The sequence below is a fragment of the Veillonella sp. AF13-2 genome (assembly GCF_003603295.1).
Lineage (GTDB): Bacteria > Bacillota > Negativicutes > Veillonellales > Veillonellaceae > Veillonella > Veillonella parvula_E.
Map to the genome: position 1 here is coordinate 397894 of NZ_QTMT01000001.1, position 21696 is coordinate 419589.

General features: G+C 38.0%; 18 protein-coding genes, 1 other RNA gene and 1 other annotated feature. All 19 genes read left to right on the forward strand.

Annotated features, from left to right (window positions below; translation table 11 throughout):
- The first annotated feature begins 77 nt into the window (after nt 1-77).
- Nucleotides 78-284, forward strand: a binding site (T-box leader).
- 49 nt (nt 285-333) lie between these two features.
- Complete coding sequence (gene cysS / locus DWV85_RS01880; protein WP_123137909.1) at nt 334-1782, forward strand: cysteine--tRNA ligase; 1449 nt, start codon at nt 334-336, stop codon at nt 1780-1782.
- Nucleotides 1772-2248 carry a ribonuclease III domain-containing protein gene (locus DWV85_RS01885; protein ID WP_123137910.1) on the forward strand — a complete coding sequence of 159 codons (477 nt, stop codon included), beginning with the start codon at nt 1772-1774 and terminating at the stop codon, nt 2246-2248. The genes cysS and DWV85_RS01885 overlap by 11 nt, the downstream gene beginning before the upstream one ends.
- A 1-nt stretch (nt 2249) precedes the next feature.
- Entirely contained in the window at nt 2250-2981 is a 732-nt protein-coding gene (rlmB, locus tag DWV85_RS01890) for a 23S rRNA (guanosine(2251)-2'-O)-methyltransferase RlmB (protein ID WP_024061847.1), read from the forward strand.
- Between the two features lie 2 nt (nt 2982-2983).
- A complete protein-coding gene (locus tag DWV85_RS01895; RefSeq protein WP_004695995.1) occupies nt 2984-3517 on the forward strand; it encodes an NYN domain-containing protein in 534 nt (177 codons plus the stop codon).
- A 73-nt stretch (nt 3518-3590) separates the two neighbouring features.
- Complete coding sequence (gene sigH, locus DWV85_RS01900) at nt 3591-4265, forward strand: RNA polymerase sporulation sigma factor SigH (RefSeq protein WP_119563007.1); 675 nt, start codon at nt 3591-3593, stop codon at nt 4263-4265.
- A gap of 5 nt (nt 4266-4270) precedes the next feature.
- Complete coding sequence (secG, locus tag DWV85_RS01905) at nt 4271-4507, forward strand: preprotein translocase subunit SecG (RefSeq protein ID WP_004695991.1); 237 nt, start codon at nt 4271-4273, stop codon at nt 4505-4507.
- Nucleotides 4508-4565: 58 nt separating this feature from the next.
- Nucleotides 4566-6929, forward strand: coding sequence for a ribonuclease R (gene rnr, locus DWV85_RS01910; RefSeq protein WP_123137911.1), 2364 nt, complete (start codon nt 4566-4568; stop codon nt 6927-6929).
- 8 nt (nt 6930-6937) lie between these two features.
- Nucleotides 6938-7408: an SsrA-binding protein SmpB gene (smpB, locus tag DWV85_RS01915; protein ID WP_004695987.1), complete on the forward strand. Its 471-nt coding sequence runs from the start codon at nt 6938-6940 to the stop codon at nt 7406-7408.
- 155 nt (nt 7409-7563) lie between these two features.
- Complete coding sequence (locus DWV85_RS01920; protein WP_101928323.1) at nt 7564-8064, forward strand: hypothetical protein; 501 nt, start codon at nt 7564-7566, stop codon at nt 8062-8064.
- Nucleotides 8064-8792 carry a 6-carboxyhexanoate--CoA ligase gene (locus tag DWV85_RS01925; protein WP_101928322.1) on the forward strand — a complete coding sequence of 243 codons (729 nt, stop codon included), beginning with the start codon at nt 8064-8066 and terminating at the stop codon, nt 8790-8792. Before DWV85_RS01920 ends, DWV85_RS01925 begins: the two co-directional genes overlap by 1 nt.
- Before the next feature lie 4 nt (nt 8793-8796).
- Nucleotides 8797-9957: an 8-amino-7-oxononanoate synthase gene (gene bioF / locus DWV85_RS01930; protein ID WP_101928321.1), complete on the forward strand. Its 1161-nt coding sequence runs from the start codon at nt 8797-8799 to the stop codon at nt 9955-9957.
- A gap of 175 nt (nt 9958-10132) precedes the next feature.
- Nucleotides 10133-10474: a transfer-messenger RNA gene (gene ssrA / locus DWV85_RS01935) on the forward strand.
- A gap of 192 nt (nt 10475-10666) precedes the next feature.
- Nucleotides 10667-11284: a Type 1 glutamine amidotransferase-like domain-containing protein gene (locus DWV85_RS01940; RefSeq protein ID WP_123137912.1), complete on the forward strand. Its 618-nt coding sequence runs from the start codon at nt 10667-10669 to the stop codon at nt 11282-11284.
- 246 nt (nt 11285-11530) lie between these two features.
- Complete coding sequence (locus DWV85_RS01945; RefSeq protein ID WP_077708465.1) at nt 11531-12658, forward strand: efflux RND transporter periplasmic adaptor subunit; 1128 nt, start codon at nt 11531-11533, stop codon at nt 12656-12658.
- Nucleotides 12659-12672: 14 nt separating this feature from the next.
- Nucleotides 12673-15855: a multidrug efflux RND transporter permease subunit gene (locus tag DWV85_RS01950; RefSeq protein WP_077708464.1), complete on the forward strand. Its 3183-nt coding sequence runs from the start codon at nt 12673-12675 to the stop codon at nt 15853-15855.
- Nucleotides 15856-16010: 155 nt separating this feature from the next.
- On the forward strand, nt 16011-16952 hold the full coding sequence (locus DWV85_RS01955) for a manganese-dependent inorganic pyrophosphatase (protein ID WP_077708463.1): 942 nt from the start codon (nt 16011-16013) through the stop codon (nt 16950-16952).
- A 103-nt stretch (nt 16953-17055) separates the two neighbouring features.
- Entirely contained in the window at nt 17056-19245 is a 2190-nt protein-coding gene (gene pcrA / locus DWV85_RS01960; protein WP_077708462.1) for a DNA helicase PcrA, read from the forward strand.
- 81 nt (nt 19246-19326) lie between these two features.
- Nucleotides 19327-21330: an NAD-dependent DNA ligase LigA gene (ligA, locus tag DWV85_RS01965; protein WP_077708461.1), complete on the forward strand. Its 2004-nt coding sequence runs from the start codon at nt 19327-19329 to the stop codon at nt 21328-21330.
- Nucleotides 21331-21404: 74 nt separating this feature from the next.
- Nucleotides 21405-21695, forward strand: coding sequence for an Asp-tRNA(Asn)/Glu-tRNA(Gln) amidotransferase subunit GatC (gatC, locus tag DWV85_RS01970; RefSeq protein WP_004696952.1), 291 nt, complete (start codon nt 21405-21407; stop codon nt 21693-21695).
- Nucleotide 21696: the final 1 nt, after the last annotated feature.

Genomic DNA, 21696 nt, shown 5'->3' on the forward strand with positions numbered 1-21696 from the left:
ATGGGGATCTTTCTTGTAAATATTGACATTCTATAGCTTTATTGGTAAAATATTTTTATATATGAATATAGATTATTTTAATAGCTGAGACTGAAAGAAGTACTCTACAACTAACTTTTTAGCGAGAACCGATGGTGGGAGGGTTCATGGATAGGTAGATGAAATGCATTCACGAGCTGACACTCCGATTATAGGTAGGTTTGTCCGGCGACGCACCGTTATGCGATGAGTGGGTATCGCTATTGGTACCTAACAGAGTGGAACCGCGGACCATCGTCTCTGTATGAGATGAGAGGTCTTTTTTATTTTACAAAATTGGAGGCATCGGTAACGATGAGAGAAATTACTGTTTATAATACTATGACGCGCCAAAAAGAGGTTTTTAATCCTGTAACACCAGGTGAGGCAAAAATGTACGTATGTGGTGTCACACCATACAATCATCCTCATATTGGCAATGCTCGTCCTTTTGTGACTTGGGACGTAATTCGTCGCTATATGAAACATGTAGGCTATAAAGTAACCTATGTACAAAACTTTACTGATGTGGATGATAAAATCATCAATACTTCTAATGGTGAAGGCGTCTCTTGGGATACCATTGCAAATCGTTATATCGATAGTTATTTTGAAGTAATGGATGCATTAGGTGTACAACGGGCTGATATGTATCCACGTGTATCTACGCATATTGATGATATCATTGCTATGATTAAAACATTGATTGACAAGGGCTACGCCTATGAACTCGATGGCGATGTATATTATAGTGTGGAGAAATTTGAACATTACGGTGAGTTATCTGGTCGTACATTAGACGATATGGAGGCAGGCGCACGTATTGAAGTAGATGGTCGTAAGAAGAATCCTATGGACTTTGCTTTGTGGAAAGCAGCAAAACCTGGTGAACCTTATTGGGAAAGCCCATGGGGGAATGGTCGTCCAGGCTGGCACATTGAATGTTCTGCTATGAGCCAAAAATATTTAGGCACAGAATTTGACTTCCACGGTGGTGGTAGCGATTTGATTTTCCCTCATCATGAAAATGAAATTGCTCAATCAGAAGGTTGCTCTGGTCAACATCCAGCAGTGCGCTACTGGTTGCACAATGGTTTTATCACTATTAACTCTGAAAAAATGTCTAAGTCCTTGAATAATTTCTTCTTGGTAAAAGATATTTTAGAACAATATAGTCCTGATGCATTGCGTTATTTCTTATTGAGCACGCATTACCGTAGCCCATTAGATTTCTCTGATGAGCGTCTAGAAGAAGCTAATAAATCTTTGGAACGGTTAAGCACAGCTATTGAAAACCTTCTTTACCTTGAAAAATGTGAGCCAGGCTCATGTGATGAAGCTCAACGCTTATTAGAAAAAGCGAAAGCATACGAAGAAGAATTTGAGGATGCTATGAGTGATGATTTCAACACTGCTCTAGCAACTTCTAGTATGTTCGGTCTTGCAAAAGAAATTAATATCTACTATCAAGCTGTAACAAGTAGAGAAGGCGTTGTTTGCCAAGAGGCAATTGCTGAAGTGAAACGAATCTTCAAATTTATGACAGATGTTATTGGTGTTCTTGAAAAAGCTTGGGAAGGCAATACGGGTGCTAATGCTGCTGAATACGAAGAATTAATGCAAGTTATTCTTTCTGTACGTCAAGCTTGTCGGGACCAAAAGCAATGGGCATTAGCTGATTGTATTCGCGATCGATTAGCTGAGATTGGTATTACTATTGAGGACTCCCCTCAAGGTGCACGGTGGAAAAAACGTGAAGTTTAAACAATTTCAATTCTTAAAGAATGAAGCGATAAAAAAACTGACGGCTCTTGAAGAAGAGCCGCTTCGTTTGCGTAATCGGACTATAGAAGAGTGCCTAAGTGCTGATGCAGTTATGCTAGCTTATATCGGCGATGCAGTATACTCCATGTATGTACGCGAACGAGTAGTGCAAATGAATATCACAAAGGTACAGGTATTGCATACAATTGTTACTGAATTTATTTGTGCTAAATCACAGGCGAAAGTATTGCTAGAAATAGAAGATGCTTTCACAGAAGAGGAACAAGCTATTGCACGCCGTGCTAGAAATAGTAATGTAAACGTGCCTAAAAGTAGTACTGTTCAAGAATATCGCAGTAGTACGGCCTTTGAAGCAGTACTAGGATTTCTTTATGAAACGCGCCAAGAAGACCGCTTACAGCATATCTTGGGGCAAGCCTTTTCTATAACTCTACGAGGTATGTAGTATGGATAATTATATTGTAGGTCGCAATGCGGTTAAAGAAGCCCTTAAAAGTGGCCGTTCTATTCAACGTATTCTGGTCAGTGAAGATAAGGTAAAAACAGGGTTAGCTGATATTGTAGGCCTTGCTAAATCTCAAGGAATTGAAGTTAGACCTACACCAGTTAAACAGATGAATAAGTACGATTTGGAGGTACCACATCAAGGGGTTATAGCTCTTGTATCGGCCGTTCAATTTAAAGAATTGGGAGAGGTATTACAAGAAACGACACATGAGGTTCCTTTACTCATCTTAACGGATGGGGTTGAAGACCCACATAATATGGGAGCTATCATTCGTACTGCTGAATGTGCGGGAGCTACGGCTGTACTCATTCCTAAACGACATAATGCGCCTATTAATGCTACTGTTGCAAAGACATCTGCTGGAGCTATTGAACAAATTCCACTTGTACAAATTGGCAATGTAGTGCAAACCATTAAACAACTTCAAAAACAAGGATTTTGGGTAATGGGGGCTCATATGGAAGGTGATCGTACCTTGTATGAAGCAGATATGACAATTCCTACGGTTATAGTCATTGGTAATGAAGGTAAGGGGATTAGTCGCGTTGTAAAAGAAGCTTGTGATTTCCTTGTAACAATTCCTATGTATGGAAATTTGAATTCTTTGAATGCATCTGTTGCAGCTGCAGTTCTTATGTATGAGGCGGTACGTCAACGCCAGGCGAAATAATCATGCTAAAAGATATTTTAATTGTAGACGGCTATAATGTTATTTTTGCTTGGACTCATTTGAAAAAATTGGCTCATGAGTCTTTAGAACATGCGAGAATGGAGCTTCGAGATAGATTGTTGAACTATGGTAAATTTAAGGGTTACGAAGTAATCCTTGTATTTGATGGTAAGTATACAAAATCTGGAGGTTCCATTGAATCTATTACAAGTGGATTTATCGAAGTGTATACTGAGGATGGAGAAACGGCGGATTCCTTTATTGAACGAGAGGTATTTTTACGTAAAGGCAAATATACTAATGTATATGTTGTAACCTCCGATGGGGCAGAACAGAATCAAATTCTAGGCTCTGGCGGGTTGCGCATTCCTGCTCGTGAGTTGCAAAATATGATTCGTATTGCTAAGGAAGAAGAACGACTTCAATATGCTCATGAACATAGACGTGATCAATTCTCAGTGCGTCGTAATGAAGTGGGAGGTTTATTATCTCCTGAAGTTGCTGAAAAGCTCGAGAAATTGCGTCGAGGTCATTGATAGTTGAAAATCATATACCGTTCCAGTATAATAAATATATTGGTTTTTCTCGCTCAATTGTAAGGAGGAGCTTATGAAAATGATTCATACACGCAAGTCCGATTACAATTTCAAGGAAATGACCGATGAGCAAGTTGTGGTCATAGCTCAGGAAGAGCAAAATGAGTTTGCAATCGATTATATTGTTAATAAATATAAGAACTTTGTAAGAGCTAAGGCTCGCTCCTATTTTTTGGTAGGTGCCGACCGAGAGGATATCATCCAAGAAGGGATGATTGGACTCTATAAGGCGACGCGAGATTTTAAACATGATAAATTAGCGTCTTTTAGAGCCTTTGCGGAACTTTGTATAACTAGACAAATTATTACAGCTATTAAATCGGCTACAAGACAAAAACATGCGCCTTTGAACTCCTATATATCCTTAAATAAACCGGTGTATACAGAGGACTCTGAGCGTACATTGATTGAAATGCTATCTTCAACAAAGATTACAAATCCTGAAGACCTCATTATCAGTCAAGAGGAACTAGATGATATTGAGCGCAATATTGGTCATATTTTAAGTGATCTCGAATGGGAAGTCTTGGAAGGATACCTTGATGGACGTTCCTATCAAGAAATGGCTGAGGTCACAGATCGTAGTGTTAAATCTATTGATAATGCGCTACAAAGGGTAAAACGTAAATTAGAGAAGTATTTAGAACATCGTGTATTGGGCTCGCATCGAGCATCACAGGAAGGATGACAGTCGTGACAAATTTCTTAATGATTGTAGAAGTAATCGTATCTATTTTATTAATTGTAGTAGTTGTTGCACAAAATAGCAAAAATGCAGGCATGGGCGGTGCTGTTTCTGGTGCGGCAGACTCTTCTTTTGGTGGTAAGCAACGCGGTTTAGATGCTTTCTTATCTAAATGTACGATTATATTGGGGATTATCTTTGCTGTGTTGAGCTTAGTGTTAGGGGCAATGATTAATCAATTCTAATGATGAAAGCCTGCTTTGCAGGCTTTTTCTTTTTTCATCCTAATAAGGGGGTGCAGATTTGAAGAAGAAGGTATTGGACTTTTATAAATCTATACAACCACATGCATACCATATTGAGGATGCAGCAATGGATAATCGTATTCGAGGTGGCAAAGATCTTGAAATGTTTATTCGATCTGCGAAAATGCTCGCCCGTGAAGGCGTATTAACTTCATCTCGACCAGATGTATACCGATATGAAGATCAACAGCATGAAGAATATGAAGGTATCTACAAAGGATATCGTAAATCTTATGGATTTGTTATTATGCTAAATGATGAAGATATTTATGTAGCAGAACAAAATAAAGGAACTACTATGCATAATGATAAGGTACGTGTTCGTATTGTACCATCAGATTATACAAAGCATAAACGTGAAGGCATCATCGTTGATGTTATTGAGCGTGCTAATGAAACCATAGTTGGTACTTACGACAGACAACAACACTTCGGCTTTGTTGTACCAGATGATGAACGTATTGGAACAGATATTTTTGTAGATTTAAAAGATACTTTAGATGCTCGGAGTGGAGCTAAGGTACTAGTAAAAATTACAAAATGGCCTGAAGGCAATAAAAAACCTGAAGGAATTATAACAGAAATTTTAGGCTATAAGGGGGATGTAGGCCTAGACATTAACTGTATTATGGCTAATCATAAGATTCCTTTTGCATTCCCTAAAGAGGTAATTGAGGCAAGTGAGAAGATAGATACTATTGTTCATGAAGATCCGAAGCGGTGGGATCTTAGAGACTTACAAATGGTAACTATCGATGGAGAAGATGCAAAAGATCTTGATGATGCTGTAAGTGGTCGTAAATTACCAAATGGTAATTATGAGCTAGGCGTACACATTGCGGATGTTAGTCATTATGTTACTTCAGGCCAGCCTATTGATAATGAAGCATACAAGCGGGGGACTTCAGTTTACTTAGTGGACCGCGTAGTACCAATGTTACCAGAGGTATTATCGAATGGTATTTGTAGTTTAAATGCCCATGAAGATCGCTATGCTATGACGTGTATGATGGAAATTGATGATTCAGGTACAGTTGTTAATTATCGTATTCGTCCGTCTATTATCCATGTAGGACGTCGTTGCAGCTATAAAGAAGTTTATAAAGCGTTAGAGGAAAATATTGTTCCTGACGATTTAGTAGATTTTATTCCTATGCTTCGTGACTTAGCAGAAATTTCTAAGATTTTAAATCGTATGCGTCGTCGTAGAGGGGCATTAGACTTTGATTTTTCGGAATATAAGGTATTACTTGATCTCGATGGTACACCGTTGCGTATCGTAAAACGCGATCGAACTATGGCAGAGCGGCTTATCGAAGAATGTATGCTCATTGCTAATGAGACGGTAGCTACGCATTTAAAGGATACTCAACGTACATCGGTATATCGTATTCATGAACATCCTAGTGAAGAAAAATTGGATTTATTCCAAAAGGTATTACATTATTTAGGTCAAACTCTTGTCCTTAGTGCTGATGGTGTAACACCACGAGATTTCCAAAAAATCCTTGATGTAGTGAAGGGACAAGATATCGAGCAAGTGGCTCAAATTATGACCTTACGTTCTATGCAGCAAGCGAAATATAGCATTGAAAACGTCGGCCATTTTGGGTTAGCATCCACTTGCTATACGCATTTTACATCTCCCATTAGACGTTATCCGGATTTGATGGTACATCGACTTTTAAAAGCGGATATGCACTGGAAGGGTGGATACTCTAAACGAGATGTAGATGAAGCTTTCTTAGCTGGTGCTGTGGAACATTCTTCCATACAAGAACAAGTGGCAACCGAGGCAGAACGAGAAACTACGGATCTAAAGAAGACTCAATACATGGTTCCATTTGTAGGTGAAGTTTTTGAAGGCACTATTGCGAGCATAACCTCCTTTGGCATGTTCGTAGAGTTAGAGAATGGTATCGACGGTCTCGTGCATATTAGCATGATGAACGACGATTATTATTTCTTTGACGAAGAACATTTTGTTCTTGTTGGTAAGCGGACAGGTAAAACCTATCACTTAGGTGAAAAGGTTACTGTTACACTTGTAAAAGCCGATGTAGAAAAGAAACAAATCGATTTTGTTCTTGGTGAAGTAGATAATCTGATGGCTATCCAAGAACAATTGAGTAGTGGCTCTGACCATGCTACTAGTCGTGATGGTTTTGGAAATCTAAAGGGGCGAAAGTCATCCCGAAAAAACGGTAGAAAAACTTCTAAACGAGATGATTCAAAAGCTGGGCGTTCTAGATATGATGCTTTCAGTAAAAAATCTAAAAAAGGTAAATCGAGTCGCAAGAAGTCAAATAAAGCTACAAAACGTAGTCAATCTAAAAAATCTAAAAGTAAACGTAAACGATAGAGGAGAATATGGCAAAGAAATCTAGCCCATCGCTTATTGCTGACAATCGTAAGGCGCGTCATGATTTTCATATTCATGAAACCTATGAAGCTGGTATTGCTTTAACAGGAACTGAAATAAAGTCTATTCGTCAAGGTAAGCTTAATCTTAAGGACAGCTTTTGTCGTATAGATAAAGGGGAAATTTTATTGTATGGTGTACATATCAGTCCGTATGAACAAGGTAATCGTTTTAACCATGAACCGGAGCGGACACGCAAGTTGTTGATGCATAAATCTGAAATCAATAAGTTACATGCTCAAGTTAAGGAAAAAGGATTTTCTTTAGTGCCGCTAAACTTTCATTTCAGTCACGGTTATGTAAAGGTTACTGTAGGTCTAGTAACTGGTAAGAAACTTTATGACAAGCGTCAAGATATGGCGGAACGTGATGCCAAGCGCGATATTGCTAAGCGAATCAAAGAACAACAAAAATATTAAGAGTCATAAGGAATCAAGTCGATATGGCTTGGTTCTTTTTTATATATTTGTTAACTATATTATTTTTAGTGGTTGATAAAAATACAGTGAGAATTTATAATGTAAACAATAAGAGGTGTTTGTAGTTGACATTTTCTAAGTAGAGGAGATATATTATGAATCAGAACATTCGGTACATTACAGAGGTTGCTATTTTAACTGCCATGATTACTGTATTAGGGGCTATTAAAATACCTAATGTCATTCCAGGTATAGAGTTTCAACTATCAGCCCCGTTGGCGGTAGCGATATGTGCCGTATTCGGATTTAAAAAGTATATTATAAGTGGTTGTTTATCTAGTCTAATAGGCTTAGCATTAGGTACTCAAACTATTTTAAATGTTATGATTGCTATGCAATTCCGGCTCATTGTGGGACTAATCCTTTGGATTTGCCATAATCACATGATAGGTATTATGGTTTCTGGTCCAATTGCATCTGCTTTAGCGCGATTATCCTTGTCTTTATACGTTGGTAAGGCTGCATTACCGATGATAGCTCTCGCAGTTCCAGGTATGATCTTTACAGTAATTATGGCACCAGTATTTGTGAAAGTATTCCATAAAATTCACAACCAAGTACCTCAAAGTAATGTAGTTAAAGGTAAGGTATCATAATGGACGAATTATATAGTGTGCGTATGCGCGCGGCTCAAGGTGGTCCCCATGAAAACGGGGGCCACCATATTTCTGGCGCAGAACGCATTGTGACCTTAAATCAAGTTGGAGCTATCGCTCAGTCTTTAGCCGAACGAGCACTACATCATAGTAAGGGGACAGCTGATTTTATCAATATTACAGTGGACTTGATTCCTTCAGAAACAATTACATATATAGAATGCTTAAAAGTAAATGAACATTTTGCTAATACTGTTGCTGAGGCGCATCAATTAGCTGTTGAACTTTTACAGGGCGCTGATATTAGTGAAACTGCTGTTAAACATGCTATTTATCTATTAGAAGGTTTAGATTCATCTATGCGAGGTGCTATGTTGGTTGACGCAATTTCTGGTGAGCGCATAGATTCTGGTAACCGTGGTGTTCGCGTGAGTCATATGGACTCCTTTGATTCTGAAAAACTAGGGGATAATGAACATATGAGAGAGGCCTTAGTATTGGCCTCTAAAGTACAATCTGCTGAAGGGATTGTAGGTGAATTATGTTGGTCTGATGATCCTGATTACACAGTAGGCTATGTGGCTTGCAATGATATTTACCATCGAATTCCTAGCATGAAAGAATTTGGATCTAATCTAGGAGGGCGTGTATTTTTTGTTAAAACAAATACTGATGTGGACTGTGTAATCAAGTATTTGGAAAAAGCACCAGTACTTGTTCAGCGGTGATTGTATGTATAAATTCTTCCAAGAGCAATTAGATAATAAAATCAATAACCTAAATTTGCGCACATTAACGGAATATTGCCCTATAGACGCAGTACGGGTTAGAAGAGATGATAAAGAATATTTGATGATGGCATCAAATAACTATTTAGGGCTTACTTTTGATGAACGTGTAATAGAAGGGGCCATTAAAGGGGCTCAACAATATGGTACTGGATCAGGTGGATCGCGTCTAGTATCCGGTACATTTCCCTTGTTTACAGATCTTGAAAGAGAACTAGCAAAATTTAAGAATACAGAAAAAGCCCTCGTATTTAATACGGGTTACATGGCAAATGTAGGAACCATTTCTGCCATAGCAGATAAGAATACTATTATTTTTAGCGATGCTTTAAATCATGCTAGTATTATAGATGGTTGTAGACTGAGTAGAGGATCTGTAAAGGCTTATAACCATTGTGATGTAGACGAATTAAAGTATTTATTGAAAGAAGTAGAACGAAATACAAGAAAGCTAATTGTCACAGATGGTGTATTTAGCATGGATGGCGATATAGCTCCATTGGATAAGCTCTACGAGCTTAGCCGTGAGTATAATGCTTTACTTATGGTAGACGATGCTCATGCGACGGGTACCATTGGTAGCGGTCATGGAACGGCTGCTTATTATGGTCTTGAAAAAGAAGTGGATATTCAGCTAGGTACATTGAGCAAATCGTTAGGTTCTGTTGGCGGCTATGTAGCTGCTAATAGCACCATCATTGATTATCTTGTGAATATGAGTCGTAGCTTTATATTCTCCACTGCATTATCTCCTGCTGACATAGGGGCAGCCCTGGCTGCATTACATGTTCTTGAGTCTGATACATCTGTTTTAAGGCGACTACAAAATAATGTGAACTATATGGCAGATTGCTTAAATTCTATAGGAATATATGCTACGAATGATACTCCAATTTTCCCAATACTTATCGGTAGTAATGAGGATACTCTAACAGTATCAAATTATTTATACAATGCTGGAATTATAGGTACAGCGATACGTCCGCCTACAGTTCCTGTTGGTGAAAGTAGAATTCGTTTAACCGTTACAGCTGCTCATAATAAAGAACAAATTGATTATGTGTGCCAATCACTGCATAATGCTTTGAAGCAATTAGACTCATGATAGTAGATAATATATCTAAATAAAGACAGTATTAAAAGAATCCTAAATTGATTGGTTAATTAGTCTATATTAGATAAATCGAGTAGTCTAAGAAGAGTGAATATATCTGAACTGTAAAGGTTTCATACAATTGACAGTAATACCAAATAGGCTTATAATTATTAAACCGACGCACGGGGATGTAAAGGTTTCGACAGGGGTGCGTGTGGTATAGATAGCGAGTCGGCGTTCCATGAGGCCGTTAAACGGTGGGAAAACATTTAAACGCAGAAGAAAATTTTGCATTAGCTGCATAAGCTACGTCCCTCATACTTGTGCCTACCAAGTGTGAATGGACGTCAAACAGTAGGCTGGTCTAATTTAGTTGTTCATATGAATTAGGCGAGACAATATGAACTGGGGTTGTGTAGCTTGTCTGTGAGCGATAGCAACCTGAGACTTAAATCATAGACTGTGCTCGGAGAAGTCTATATGGCAACACTTTTGGACAGGGGTTCGACTCCCCTCATCTCCACCAAAATAGAAGCGTACATTTTAAGAAATAAGTCTGCGCTTACAGATAAATTTGTGATTATTCGGCTATAATTGATATAGAACAGCCGATTAAATGGTTTTAAAACCGTCTAGGTAGATTCTTAGGCGGTTTTTTGTATATTAAACATAAAATTTTCATATTAATTTAAATAAAGAATCTTAGAGGTGATAAGACATGGAAATTTTACTTATGTCATATTTAGCAGGAGCAAAAAGTATAACAAAAAAGTATCTTTCAAAAATGGTTTCAAATAAAATAATTTTTATTCCTACTGCTGGAAATGTTGAACCATATACTGGATATATTGATGAAGGTGTTGAGATGTTAAAGTCTTTAGGATATGAATTGGAAATTATTGATATTTCTAAATATGATGAAGATTATTTAAAGAATAAACTTTCAAAGACTGAATGTATCTGTATATCTGGTGGTAACACATTTTATCTATTACAAGAGCTGAAAAAGAAAAATCTTATAGGCCTACTTTATGAAAGAATCAAAGAAGGCTTATTATATATTGGTGAATCTGCTGGCGCAATTATTATGTCTGAAAATATTGAATATAATCAGATAATGGATGATAAAAGTATAGCATCTGAATTAGATGATTATATGGGTGTAAATGTATTTAATCATTATGTTTTACCTCATATAGGGGAATATCCATTTGAAGAGACTGCTCAGAAAACATTAGATACTTATCAAGATAAGATACCATTAGTGCCGATAAACAATAATGAAGTAATCTTAGTTGAGGATCATGGTTATACGGTATTAACTGAAAAAAAGTAAACTAGTAATATATAGTTTTATAATTCTAAAACTATTTAAGTTCATATTGAATATAAAATGTCAATAGTTTTTAACATTTTTGTTGTATACAATATATGTGGGTTTAATCAGATTTTATCTATGTTCTACAAAGGTAGAGGGGTATCGGAAAAATTGACTTTATCTATATAATCCTGTAAAATATATAAAGAAATTTATGTAATTATGACACATAGATGATTAGTTTCGTGTAAAGGAGTACAGATAATGAAGTTCCGTTATTCCCGTATGTTAGCGGCTCTCGTTGTATCCGCTGTAATGGTTGCTGGTTGTGGCAGTAATCAACAGCAAGCAGGTGACGTGAGTGTCAATGCATACAAAATTACTGCAAGTGATGCACAGGTAAACCAAACCTATGCTGGTACGGTAGTTGCAGAAAACTCTGTAGCTGTACATGCTCGTGTAACTGGTTACGTAGTTGAAAAATTTGTTAAAGGCGGGGAGCAAGTTGTAGCTGGCCAGCCATTATATCGTATCGATTCTCGTCAATACGAAGCTACTCTTGCTAATGCAGAAGCACAAGCAGCTCAAGCTAATGCAAACTATAAAAATGCTGAAGTAGACCTTAATCGTTATGAAACATTAGCTCAACAAGATGCTATTGCGCAACAACGTGTAGATACACAACGCAGTACTGTAGAACAAGCTAAGGCAGCTTATGAAGCATACCAAGCATCCGTAAAAATTGCTCAAGATAACTATGGCGATACAATGGTATATGCACCATATTCTGGTACATTACGTATGGATGATATCGATATGGGGACATTTGTACAAGCAGGTTCTACAACATTAGTAACTATTGATTCTATCGATCCTATCTTTGTTGAATTTAGTATGACAGAGCAAGAATATCTTGACTTCATGAAAAATCCAACTGGCGATGATTCCAATGGTCCAAATATTCAATTAAAACTTGCTGATGGCGAAACGTATAATCAACCGGGTTCTATTGTTCAAGCCGCAAAAAGTCTTGATCAATCAACAGGTAAGCTTGTGTTGAAAGCATCTTTCCCAAATCCTGATCATTTGTTGTTGCCAAATATGTTTGCTACAGTGATTTCTCCTGGTCAAAAACTTAAAGATGCTATTCTTGTTCCTAGTCGTGCCATTCTTCAAATCATGGATAAAAACTTTATCTATGTTGTAAATGCTGATGGTGTAGTAGAACAAAAAAGTGTTGAAGTTGGCGGTACAAGTGGTAGCGATACAATTATTAAAGCCGGTTTAGCACCTGGAGACACAATCATCGTTGATGGCTTAACTAAGGTTAAAAACGGTGTGAAGGTTAATGCTAAATTGCTTTCAAAAGAACAATTAAAAACTACAAAATAGAAGGGGGCTAGATCGTGTCGAAATTCTTTATTAATCGACCTATCTTTGCCATTGTAATAGCCATTGTTATTACCTTGGTAGGTCTCATTTCTATGATGAACCTTCCGATAGCTCGATATCCACAAATTTCTCCACCTACAGTTCGTGTAAACACTGCCTATACAGGTGCAACGGCTCAAGTTGTTAATGATACGGTAGCCAGTGTTATTGAAACACAAATCGTAGGCGTACAAGATATGGACTATATGACATCTAGTAGCTCTAGTAATGGTAGTTACTCTTTGACTGTTCAGTTCAATCAAGGCACAGATGCCGATATGGATACGGTTAATACACAAAACCGTGTACAAGCAGCACTTGCTCAATTACCTGCAGAGGTACAAGCAGTTGGTGTTACAACTACTAAATCTTCTGGTGATATGGCTATGGTATTTTCCTTGAACTCACCTGATGGTACTTATGATTCTACATTCTTAAAGAACTATAGTACCAACTATATGATGGATGCTATTAAAGCCATTAAGGGTGTAGGTTCTGTACAAGAGTTCGGTTCTGACTATGCTATGCGCATTTGGTTAGATCCTGCCAAAATGCAAAACCTTGGTGTTACTATTTCTGAAGTAACGGCAGCTATTAAGGGTCAAAACTTACAGGCTGCAGCAGGTACAGTAGGTCAAAATCCTACTAATGGGGAACAAGCATTCCAATATCCTATCAAAATTGAAGGTCGTCTTGTGACACCTGAACAATTTGGTAACATTGCTATTAAAAGTTCCAATGGTAAGGTGTTACATTTAAAGGATGTTGCACGCATTCAAATTGGAGCTAAAGGCTATGACTTTATTGCTAAGTCCGCTCATAAAGAGGTAGCAGGTTTTGCTATTTCTCTTCAAAATGATGCGAATGCATTAGAAACAATTGCTAATGTTAAGAAGGTGTTGGATGAACAATCTAAATCCTTCCCACCAGATATGCAATATAACGTAGTTGTAGATAATACAAAATTCGTAAGTGCTTCAATTAATGAGGTAGAGCATACCTTTGTAGAAGCATTGCTACTCGTTCTTTTTGTAGTATATGTATTCTTACAATCTTGGCGCTCTACAATTATCCCGATGATTGCTGTGCCAGTATCTTTGCTTGGTACATTTGGGGCATTCGTATTATTAGATTTCTCCATCAATACATTAACTCTATTTGCCATGGTATTGGCTATCGGCCTCGTAGTTGACGATGCTATCGTAGTAGTAGAAGCGGTAGAGTACGAATTACAATATAATGGTTTGTCTCCTAAAGAGGCGGCTATTAAAGCGATGGAAAATGTACAAGGCCCTGTAATTGGTATCGCCTTTGTATTGGTAGCGGTATTCGTACCGGTTGCCTTCATGGGTGGTATGACAGGTATCCTTTACAAACAGTTTGCTTTAACAATCGCTGTATCTGTTGTTATTTCTGCGATTGTCGCTCTTGTTTTGACACCAGCCCTATGTGCTACGATGTTAAAACCTCACACACCAAAAGAACGTGAAGACTGGGTACATCGTCAGTTAAACAAATTTAATGCAGCTTTAGAGCGTTTTAGCAATTGGTATGGTATCCAATTGGCTCGTTTAAGCCATCGTTTGAGCTTAACTGTTATTGCATTATTAATCTTTGCTGGTGGTACAGGTTTAGTATTCCACTTCTTACCAACATCCTTTGTACCTGCAGAGGATAGTGGTTACTACATGATTGCTGTTAATGAGCCACCTGGTGCTACATCAGAACGTACTATGGCTACACTTGAAAAAATCGCATCTTTCTTGGAAGGTAAAAATGATCCTGAAAAGCCTAAGGATGAACAATTATTCCAAGAAGTATTTACTGTAGCAGGCTTTGACCTTTTAGGTGGCGGTCAAAAATCTAGTGCTGGTGTAATTTTTGCAACCATGTCTGACTGGAAGTATCGTACAACACAAGCTACATCCATTAATGCTATGATTGGTCAAACATTTGGCTTTGCTGCACAAGGTGTTCCTGAAGCTACAGTTATTGCATTGAATCCACCATCTATTCCTGGTCTTGGTACTACTGGTGGTTTTAGCATGTACATCATCAACAAAGCTGGTGATAGCCCACAAGTTATGGCGGAACGTGCTAATGAATTCTTAGCAGAAGCTCGTAAGAGCCCTGCCATTCAATCTGTTTACACTACCTTCGATACATCTACACCATCCTTACAATTTGATGTAAACCGCGAAAAAGCGGCCCAAGATGGTGTGGCATTAGCAGATATTTTTACTACATTACAAGGTTTCTATGGTAGTATTCAAGTCAATGACTTTACTACATATGGTAAAAACTACAAAGTAGTAGTTCAAGCTGAAGACGCTTATCGTCAAAATGCAGATCAGCTTAATATGTTAGCTGTTCGTAATAGTAAGGGCCTTATGGTTCCAGTTTCTAACTATATTACGAAGGAACAAACTGGTATGCCATCTAGTATTACACGTTTTGATAATGCTATGGCTGTACAAATCGGCGGTTCTCAAGCACGTGGTTACTCCTCTGGTGATGCTATTAATGCATTGAAAGAGGCGGCAGCTAAAACGTTACCAGCTGGTTATACATATGACTGGGCAGGTCAATCTCGTGAAGAATTGAAAGCTGGTTCTCAAACCATCATGATTCTTGGTTTAGGTCTAGTATTTGTATTCTTAATCTTGGCTGCTTTGTATGAATCTTGGAAGGTTCCATTTGCCGTATTGTTCTCTGTACCATCTGGTATGATTGGAGCTTCTTTAGTTCCATTCTTGTTGAATTTTACAGGTAGATATTCCTTAGCTAACGATATTTATATGCAAATCGGTCTTTTGACCCTTGTTGGTTTGGCCGCAAAAAATGCGATCTTAATCATCGAGTACGCTAAGATTCGTGTAGACGAACGTGGTATGAACGTTGTTGATGCCGCTATCGAAGCTGCAAAAATTCGTTTACGTCCAATCTTGATGACATCCTTTGCGTTTATCCTTGGTGTATTGCCATTGGCATTGTCTTCTGGTGCTGGTTCTGGTGCTAGAACAACTATGGGTATTACAGTAGTAGCAGGGATGACAACAGCAACATTGTTTGGTATCTTTATCATTCCAATGTTGTTTATCATCATTGAAACACTTGGGCCTGGTTTATTGACAAACCGCAAAAAAAATCACGACTAATCATCTACATTAGATAATTTTGTAGAATGATAAAAACACGCCACTACTTAGTAGTGGCGTGTTTTTTTATATAATTTATGATATAATAATAGAGTTAAAAATCGGATTGACGTAAGTCGATATTAAGTGTGAAATTAATATAAAAGAGGTATATTATGAGTGAAGTAAAAACATATGTAGCAGGTCATAAAAGCCCTGATACAGATTCCATTTGTTCTGCTATTTCTTTTGCTAATTTGTTAACTCAAATGGGTACACCAGCAACTCCAGTATGTGCAGGTGAAGCGAACAAAGAAACAACATACATTTTGAACCATTTTGGTTTTGAACATCCACAAATCGTTAAGAACTGGGAAGAATTTGCTCCAGAAGGTGGCAACTTATACCTAACAGACCACAATGAATCTAAACAAATCATTGACGGTTACAAGTCTATGAATATGTGCGGTGTTGTGGATCATCACCGCATTGGTGATTTCGAAACTGATGGTCCTGTATTCATGCGTTTAGAACCAGTAGGTTGCTCTAATACAATCATTACTAAATTATACATAGAAAACAATCAAGAAATTCCTAAAGGTATTGCTGGTTTGATGTTATCTGCTATCATTTCTGATACTGTATTATTCCGTTCTCCAACATGCACAGAAACAGATAAAGAAATGGCTCATAAATTAGCTGAAATCGCTGGTGTTGACATCGAATCTTATGGCCTTGATATGTTAAAAGCTGGTGCAGACATTTCTGATTTGACTAATGATGATATTGTTCGTACTGATATGAAAGAATTTTCTGAAGCAGGTAAAACAATTTCTATCGGCCAAATTTCTGTTATGGATACAACAGATGTATTGGCTAAACAAGGGGAACTTGTAGCGGCTTTAGAAGCTCTTCGCAGTGCTAACAACTACGATGCATCTTACATTATGGTTACAAATATTCTTGATGAAAGCACTACATTGCTATTCAGTGGTGATGTTGAGGCTGTAGTAACAAAAGCATTCGAAAAAGAAGTTAAAGACAATGGTGTATTCTTGCCAAATACTATGTCTCGTAAAAAACAAATCGTACCACCAATTCTTGGTGCTATGAAATAGTATAGTAGTATACAAAGATAAAGAACGTTGCTTGCAACGTTCTTCTTCTCTATTTATATGATTATCAAACTATAGTATTTGTAAGGGCGATAGGGGTGTTCCGATGAATTCATTACTAACAGGTTTAAATAAAGAGCAGCAACAAGCCGTTCAACATACGGAAGGCCCTTTATTGATTTTAGCTGGTGCTGGATCTGGTAAAACAAAGGTGTTAACCGTTCGCATTGCACATTTATTAGCTCAAGGTGTTAATCCATATGAAATCTTGGCGATTACATTTACCAACAAAGCGGCTAAGGAGATGAAAAGCCGTGTAGAAGGTCTTGTTGGTGATGTAGCCAATCGCATTTGGCTCAGCACATTTCATAGCTTCTGTGCGAAATTCTTGCGTTTTGAATTAGATAACTTCTTAGGTTATAACAGTAACTTTACAATCTACGATACATCTGACTCTCAAGCTGTTATTAAGGCTGCTTTAAAAGCATTAAACCTCGACGATAAATACTATCCTGTAGGTGCTATGATTGGTGCCATATCTGATGCAAAAAATAAATTGTTATTTGCCTCAGATTTTAGAAAGCAAGCAAGAGACTTTTACCAAGAAAAGGTTGCTGATGTATATGAGTATTATGAACGGGAATTGCGTAAGAATAATGCTCTAGATTTTGATGATCTTTTATTGGTAGCTGTTAAATTATTACAGTCCAATGAGGCTGTGTTAGATAAATATAGCAAACGTTTTCGTTATGTTATGATCGACGAATATCAAGATACGAACCATGCTCAATATTTATTGGCTAAATTATTAGCCTCTCATTGGAAAAATATTGCCGTTGTAGGTGATGCTGATCAAAGTATTTACGCATGGCGTGGCGCAGATATTCAAAATATCTTGGACTTTGAAAAGGATTATCCGAACTGTACATCCATCAAGTTGGAACAAAACTATCGTTCTACAAAGATTATTCTTGATGCAGCCAATGCGGTAATTGAAAATAATGAAGGCCGTCCTAAGAAAAATTTATGGACAGATAAGACAGAAGGGGCTAAAATTCAGCATTTTACGGCTCAGTCTGAACATGAAGAAGCTGCTTTCATCGGCGATACTATCGCTAAAAAGCACGATATTCATGGTGTGCCTTATGGTGATATGGCTATTTTGTACCGTACAAATGCTCAATCTCGTGTACTTGAAGAAGCGCTGATTAAACGGGCTCTGCCATATACGATGGTAGGGGGCACGAAGTTCTATGATCGTAAAGAAATTAAGGACGTTTTAGCTTACTTACGCGTGTTATATAATCCATTCGATGATTTGAGTTTATTGCGCATCATCAATGTACCTAAGCGTAGTATTGGTGCTACTACAGTGGCAAAACTACAAGATTATGCTCGCGCAAATGGCACGTCCTTGTTTATGACATTAACACAGTTGCATCTAGTAGATACGATTAAAGGTAAGACAAAGGAAAAGTTAGAGGAATTTGGTATCCTTATCTTTACTCTCGTAGCTGAAATGGAAGATAAAACGGTACTTGATATCTTAGAATCTATTCTCGATAGAACCGGTTACTTGGCACAATTAGAAGAGAGTACAGATCCACAAGATCAGGCTCGCGCTGAGAATATCGGTGAACTTTTATCTGTAGCTAAAGACTTCCAAGATACAAATCCAACTGGTACAGTGGAAGACTTCTTGGAACAAGTAGCACTTGTAAATGATGTTGATTCTTTCGAGCAAGAAGAGTCTAAAGTTACATTGATGACATTACATGCTGCGAAAGGTTTGGAATTCCCTATTGTATTCTTAGGTGGCTTGGAGGAAGGTTTATTCCCTCATAGTCGCACCTTGATGAACCCTGAGGAAATTGAAGAGGAACGCCGCCTTGCTTATGTAGGTATTACTCGTGCTGAAAAGGAATTATATATTTCTAATGCCACTACGCGTACCGTATTTGGACGCACTAGCAGCTATTTACCATCTCGTTTTATCGATGAAATTCCAGAAGAGTTAGTAGATGGTTTGCGTGCTAAGCGTAAAGTACCTGATGATATTAAGCGTCATGTACCGCAACATATGAGTGTTACAAGCCGACCAGTTACAAAGCCAATCGTTCGCAATGAAGTGATTGCTGATTGGAATATTGGCGATACGGCTATTCATAGCAAGTGGGGCAATGGTAAAGTCATCAATGTTGCCGGCGAAGGGGCTGGTATGAAGCTGACAATTGAATTCCCCACACAAGGTGTACGTGTAGTAATGGCAAAATTTGCACCTGTTAAGAAGGGATAAAATTTGTGTATGGCAGTTAACCTCTCTACCTTACTTGTAAGGAACGTATAGAGTGTTACTGCACTATAAAAGGGATGTAATATGAATCCGAAAGATAGAATTAAAGAGTTACAACAAGAGCTAACTCATGCGCAGTATTTATACTACGTAAAAGATGCTCCTACAATGAGTGACTTTGAATATGATAAAAAATATCGTGAGCTTGTTGATTTGGAAACAGCTCATCCTGAATATATTGTGCCATCATCGCCAACACAACGGGTAGGCATGAAGGTAGAAGGTTCCTTTGAAAAGGTCGTCCATGGCCGCCCTATGTTGAGCTTATCTAATGTATTTAGTGCTGATGAAGTACGTGCATTTGCTAGTCGTGTAGAGAAGGAATTAGGTCATAAGCCTTCTGCTTATGTGGTAGAACTTAAAATCGATGGTTTAGCTGTTAATTTGCACTATGAGAACGGCATGTTTGTACGTGCCGTAACACGTGGTGATGGTCGCGTTGGTGAAGACGTAACTGCTAATGTGCGTACTATTAAATCCATTCCTTTATATCTAGAGGATGCGCCAGAATTTATCGAGGTTCGCGGTGAAGCATATATGCCTCATAGTGAATTTAAACGTATAAATGAAGAACGTGATGAAGAGGGCTTACCTACCTTCGTAAATCCTCGTAATGCAGCAGCTGGTTCTTTGCGTCAACAAGATCCTGCCATTACGGCTAGTCGTAATTTAGCATTCTTTGCCTATGCAATCGGTTCTGAAGTGGGAGCTAATATTCATAGCCAAGAGGAATTGCTCCAAAGTCTAGAAACGTTCAAGTTTTCTGTAAATCCTCATTACCGCGTATGCAAAACAATTGACGAAGTCATAGAGGCTATTAATTATTGGGGTGAAAAGCGCCATGAGTTGCCATACGATACAGACGGTATGGTAATTAAGGTTAATAGTTTCGATGACCAAGAGGTACTTGGCAGTACTGCGAAGGATCCTAAGTGGGCTACAGCTTACAAATATCCACCAGAAGAGGTAGAAACCGTTCTTAAGGATATTACTATCAATGTAGGACGTACAGGTGTTCTTACTCCAACTGGTGAATTGGAATCTGTATTCGTATCCGGTACAAATGTAAGTCGTGTTACATTACATAATCAAGACTTCATCAATGAAAAAGATATTCGCATTGGTGACCATGTCATCATTCACAAGGCAGCCGAGATCATTCCAGAGGTTATTCGCGTAGTTCCTGAAAAACGAACTGGTTCTGAAGTGCCTTTTACAATTCCTAATACATGTCCTGTATGCGAATTTCCTGCAGTCCGACGTGAAGGTGAAGCCGCTGTTCGTTGTACCAATAAACATTGTCCTGCCATTGAAAAGGAACAAATTATCCATTTTGCATCTCGCGATGCTATGAATATTGATGGTCTCGGGCCTAGTATTGTAGAAAACCTAATCAATAACAAATTAATCACCAATGTTGTTGATTTATATCATTTAACGGTCGAACAACTAGTTACCATGGACCGAATGGGTAAGAAGTCTGCTGAGAATTTGGTAAAAGCTATCGCAGATTCTAAATCTCGCGGATTAGATCGTGTACTATATGGTCTTGGTATTCGACTAATTGGATCTAAGGCAGCCGGAACAATTGCAAGTGTTGTAAAATCTATGGAACGATTCATGACTATTACTAAGGAAGAACTCGTTGCAGTAGAAGAGATTGGTCCTACAATGGCAGATAGTATTGTTGAATACCGTCAAGATCCTGCTCATGTAGAAATCATTGAAGGCTTAACAGAAGCTGGACTTAAGATGACTGTAGATGTTGTTGAAGCAGCAGGCAACCAAATGGAAGGCGAAATCGTCGTTCTCACAGGTAAACTTGAAATTATGGGTCGCAGTGAAGCTGGTAAGATTCTTGAAGCTCATGGGGCTAAGGTTACAGGTTCTGTTTCTAAGAAAACAACCCTTGTTATTGCTGGCGAAGACAGTGGTAGTAAACTTACTAAAGCAAATGAATTGGGTATTCGTGTTATGAATGAAGAAGAGTTTGTAGAACTCCTACGCGAACTGGGAGAAATCCAATAATCATACATTCTACAATATTTTGAAAATATATATTATTTGCTTTATAATAAATAATTATGAAAGGATGTGTCTCGATGAAAATCAGCCAAGAGGAAATTAAAAAAATCGCCTTACTTTCACGCTTGGAAGTTAAGGAAGAACATATGGCACATGTAGAAAAAGAGTTGTCCGACATCTTGACTTATGTTGCTGAACTAGATGCATTAGAACTTGATGGTGTGGAGCCTATGGCTCATGCAGTACCATTGCACAATGTATTTAGAGAGGATGAAACAAAACCATCCCTTGATCATGATTTAGCTTTATCCAATGCTCCAGAAGCAGAGGATGGGTACTTTAAAGTACCTCGCGTTGTACAAGAATAGG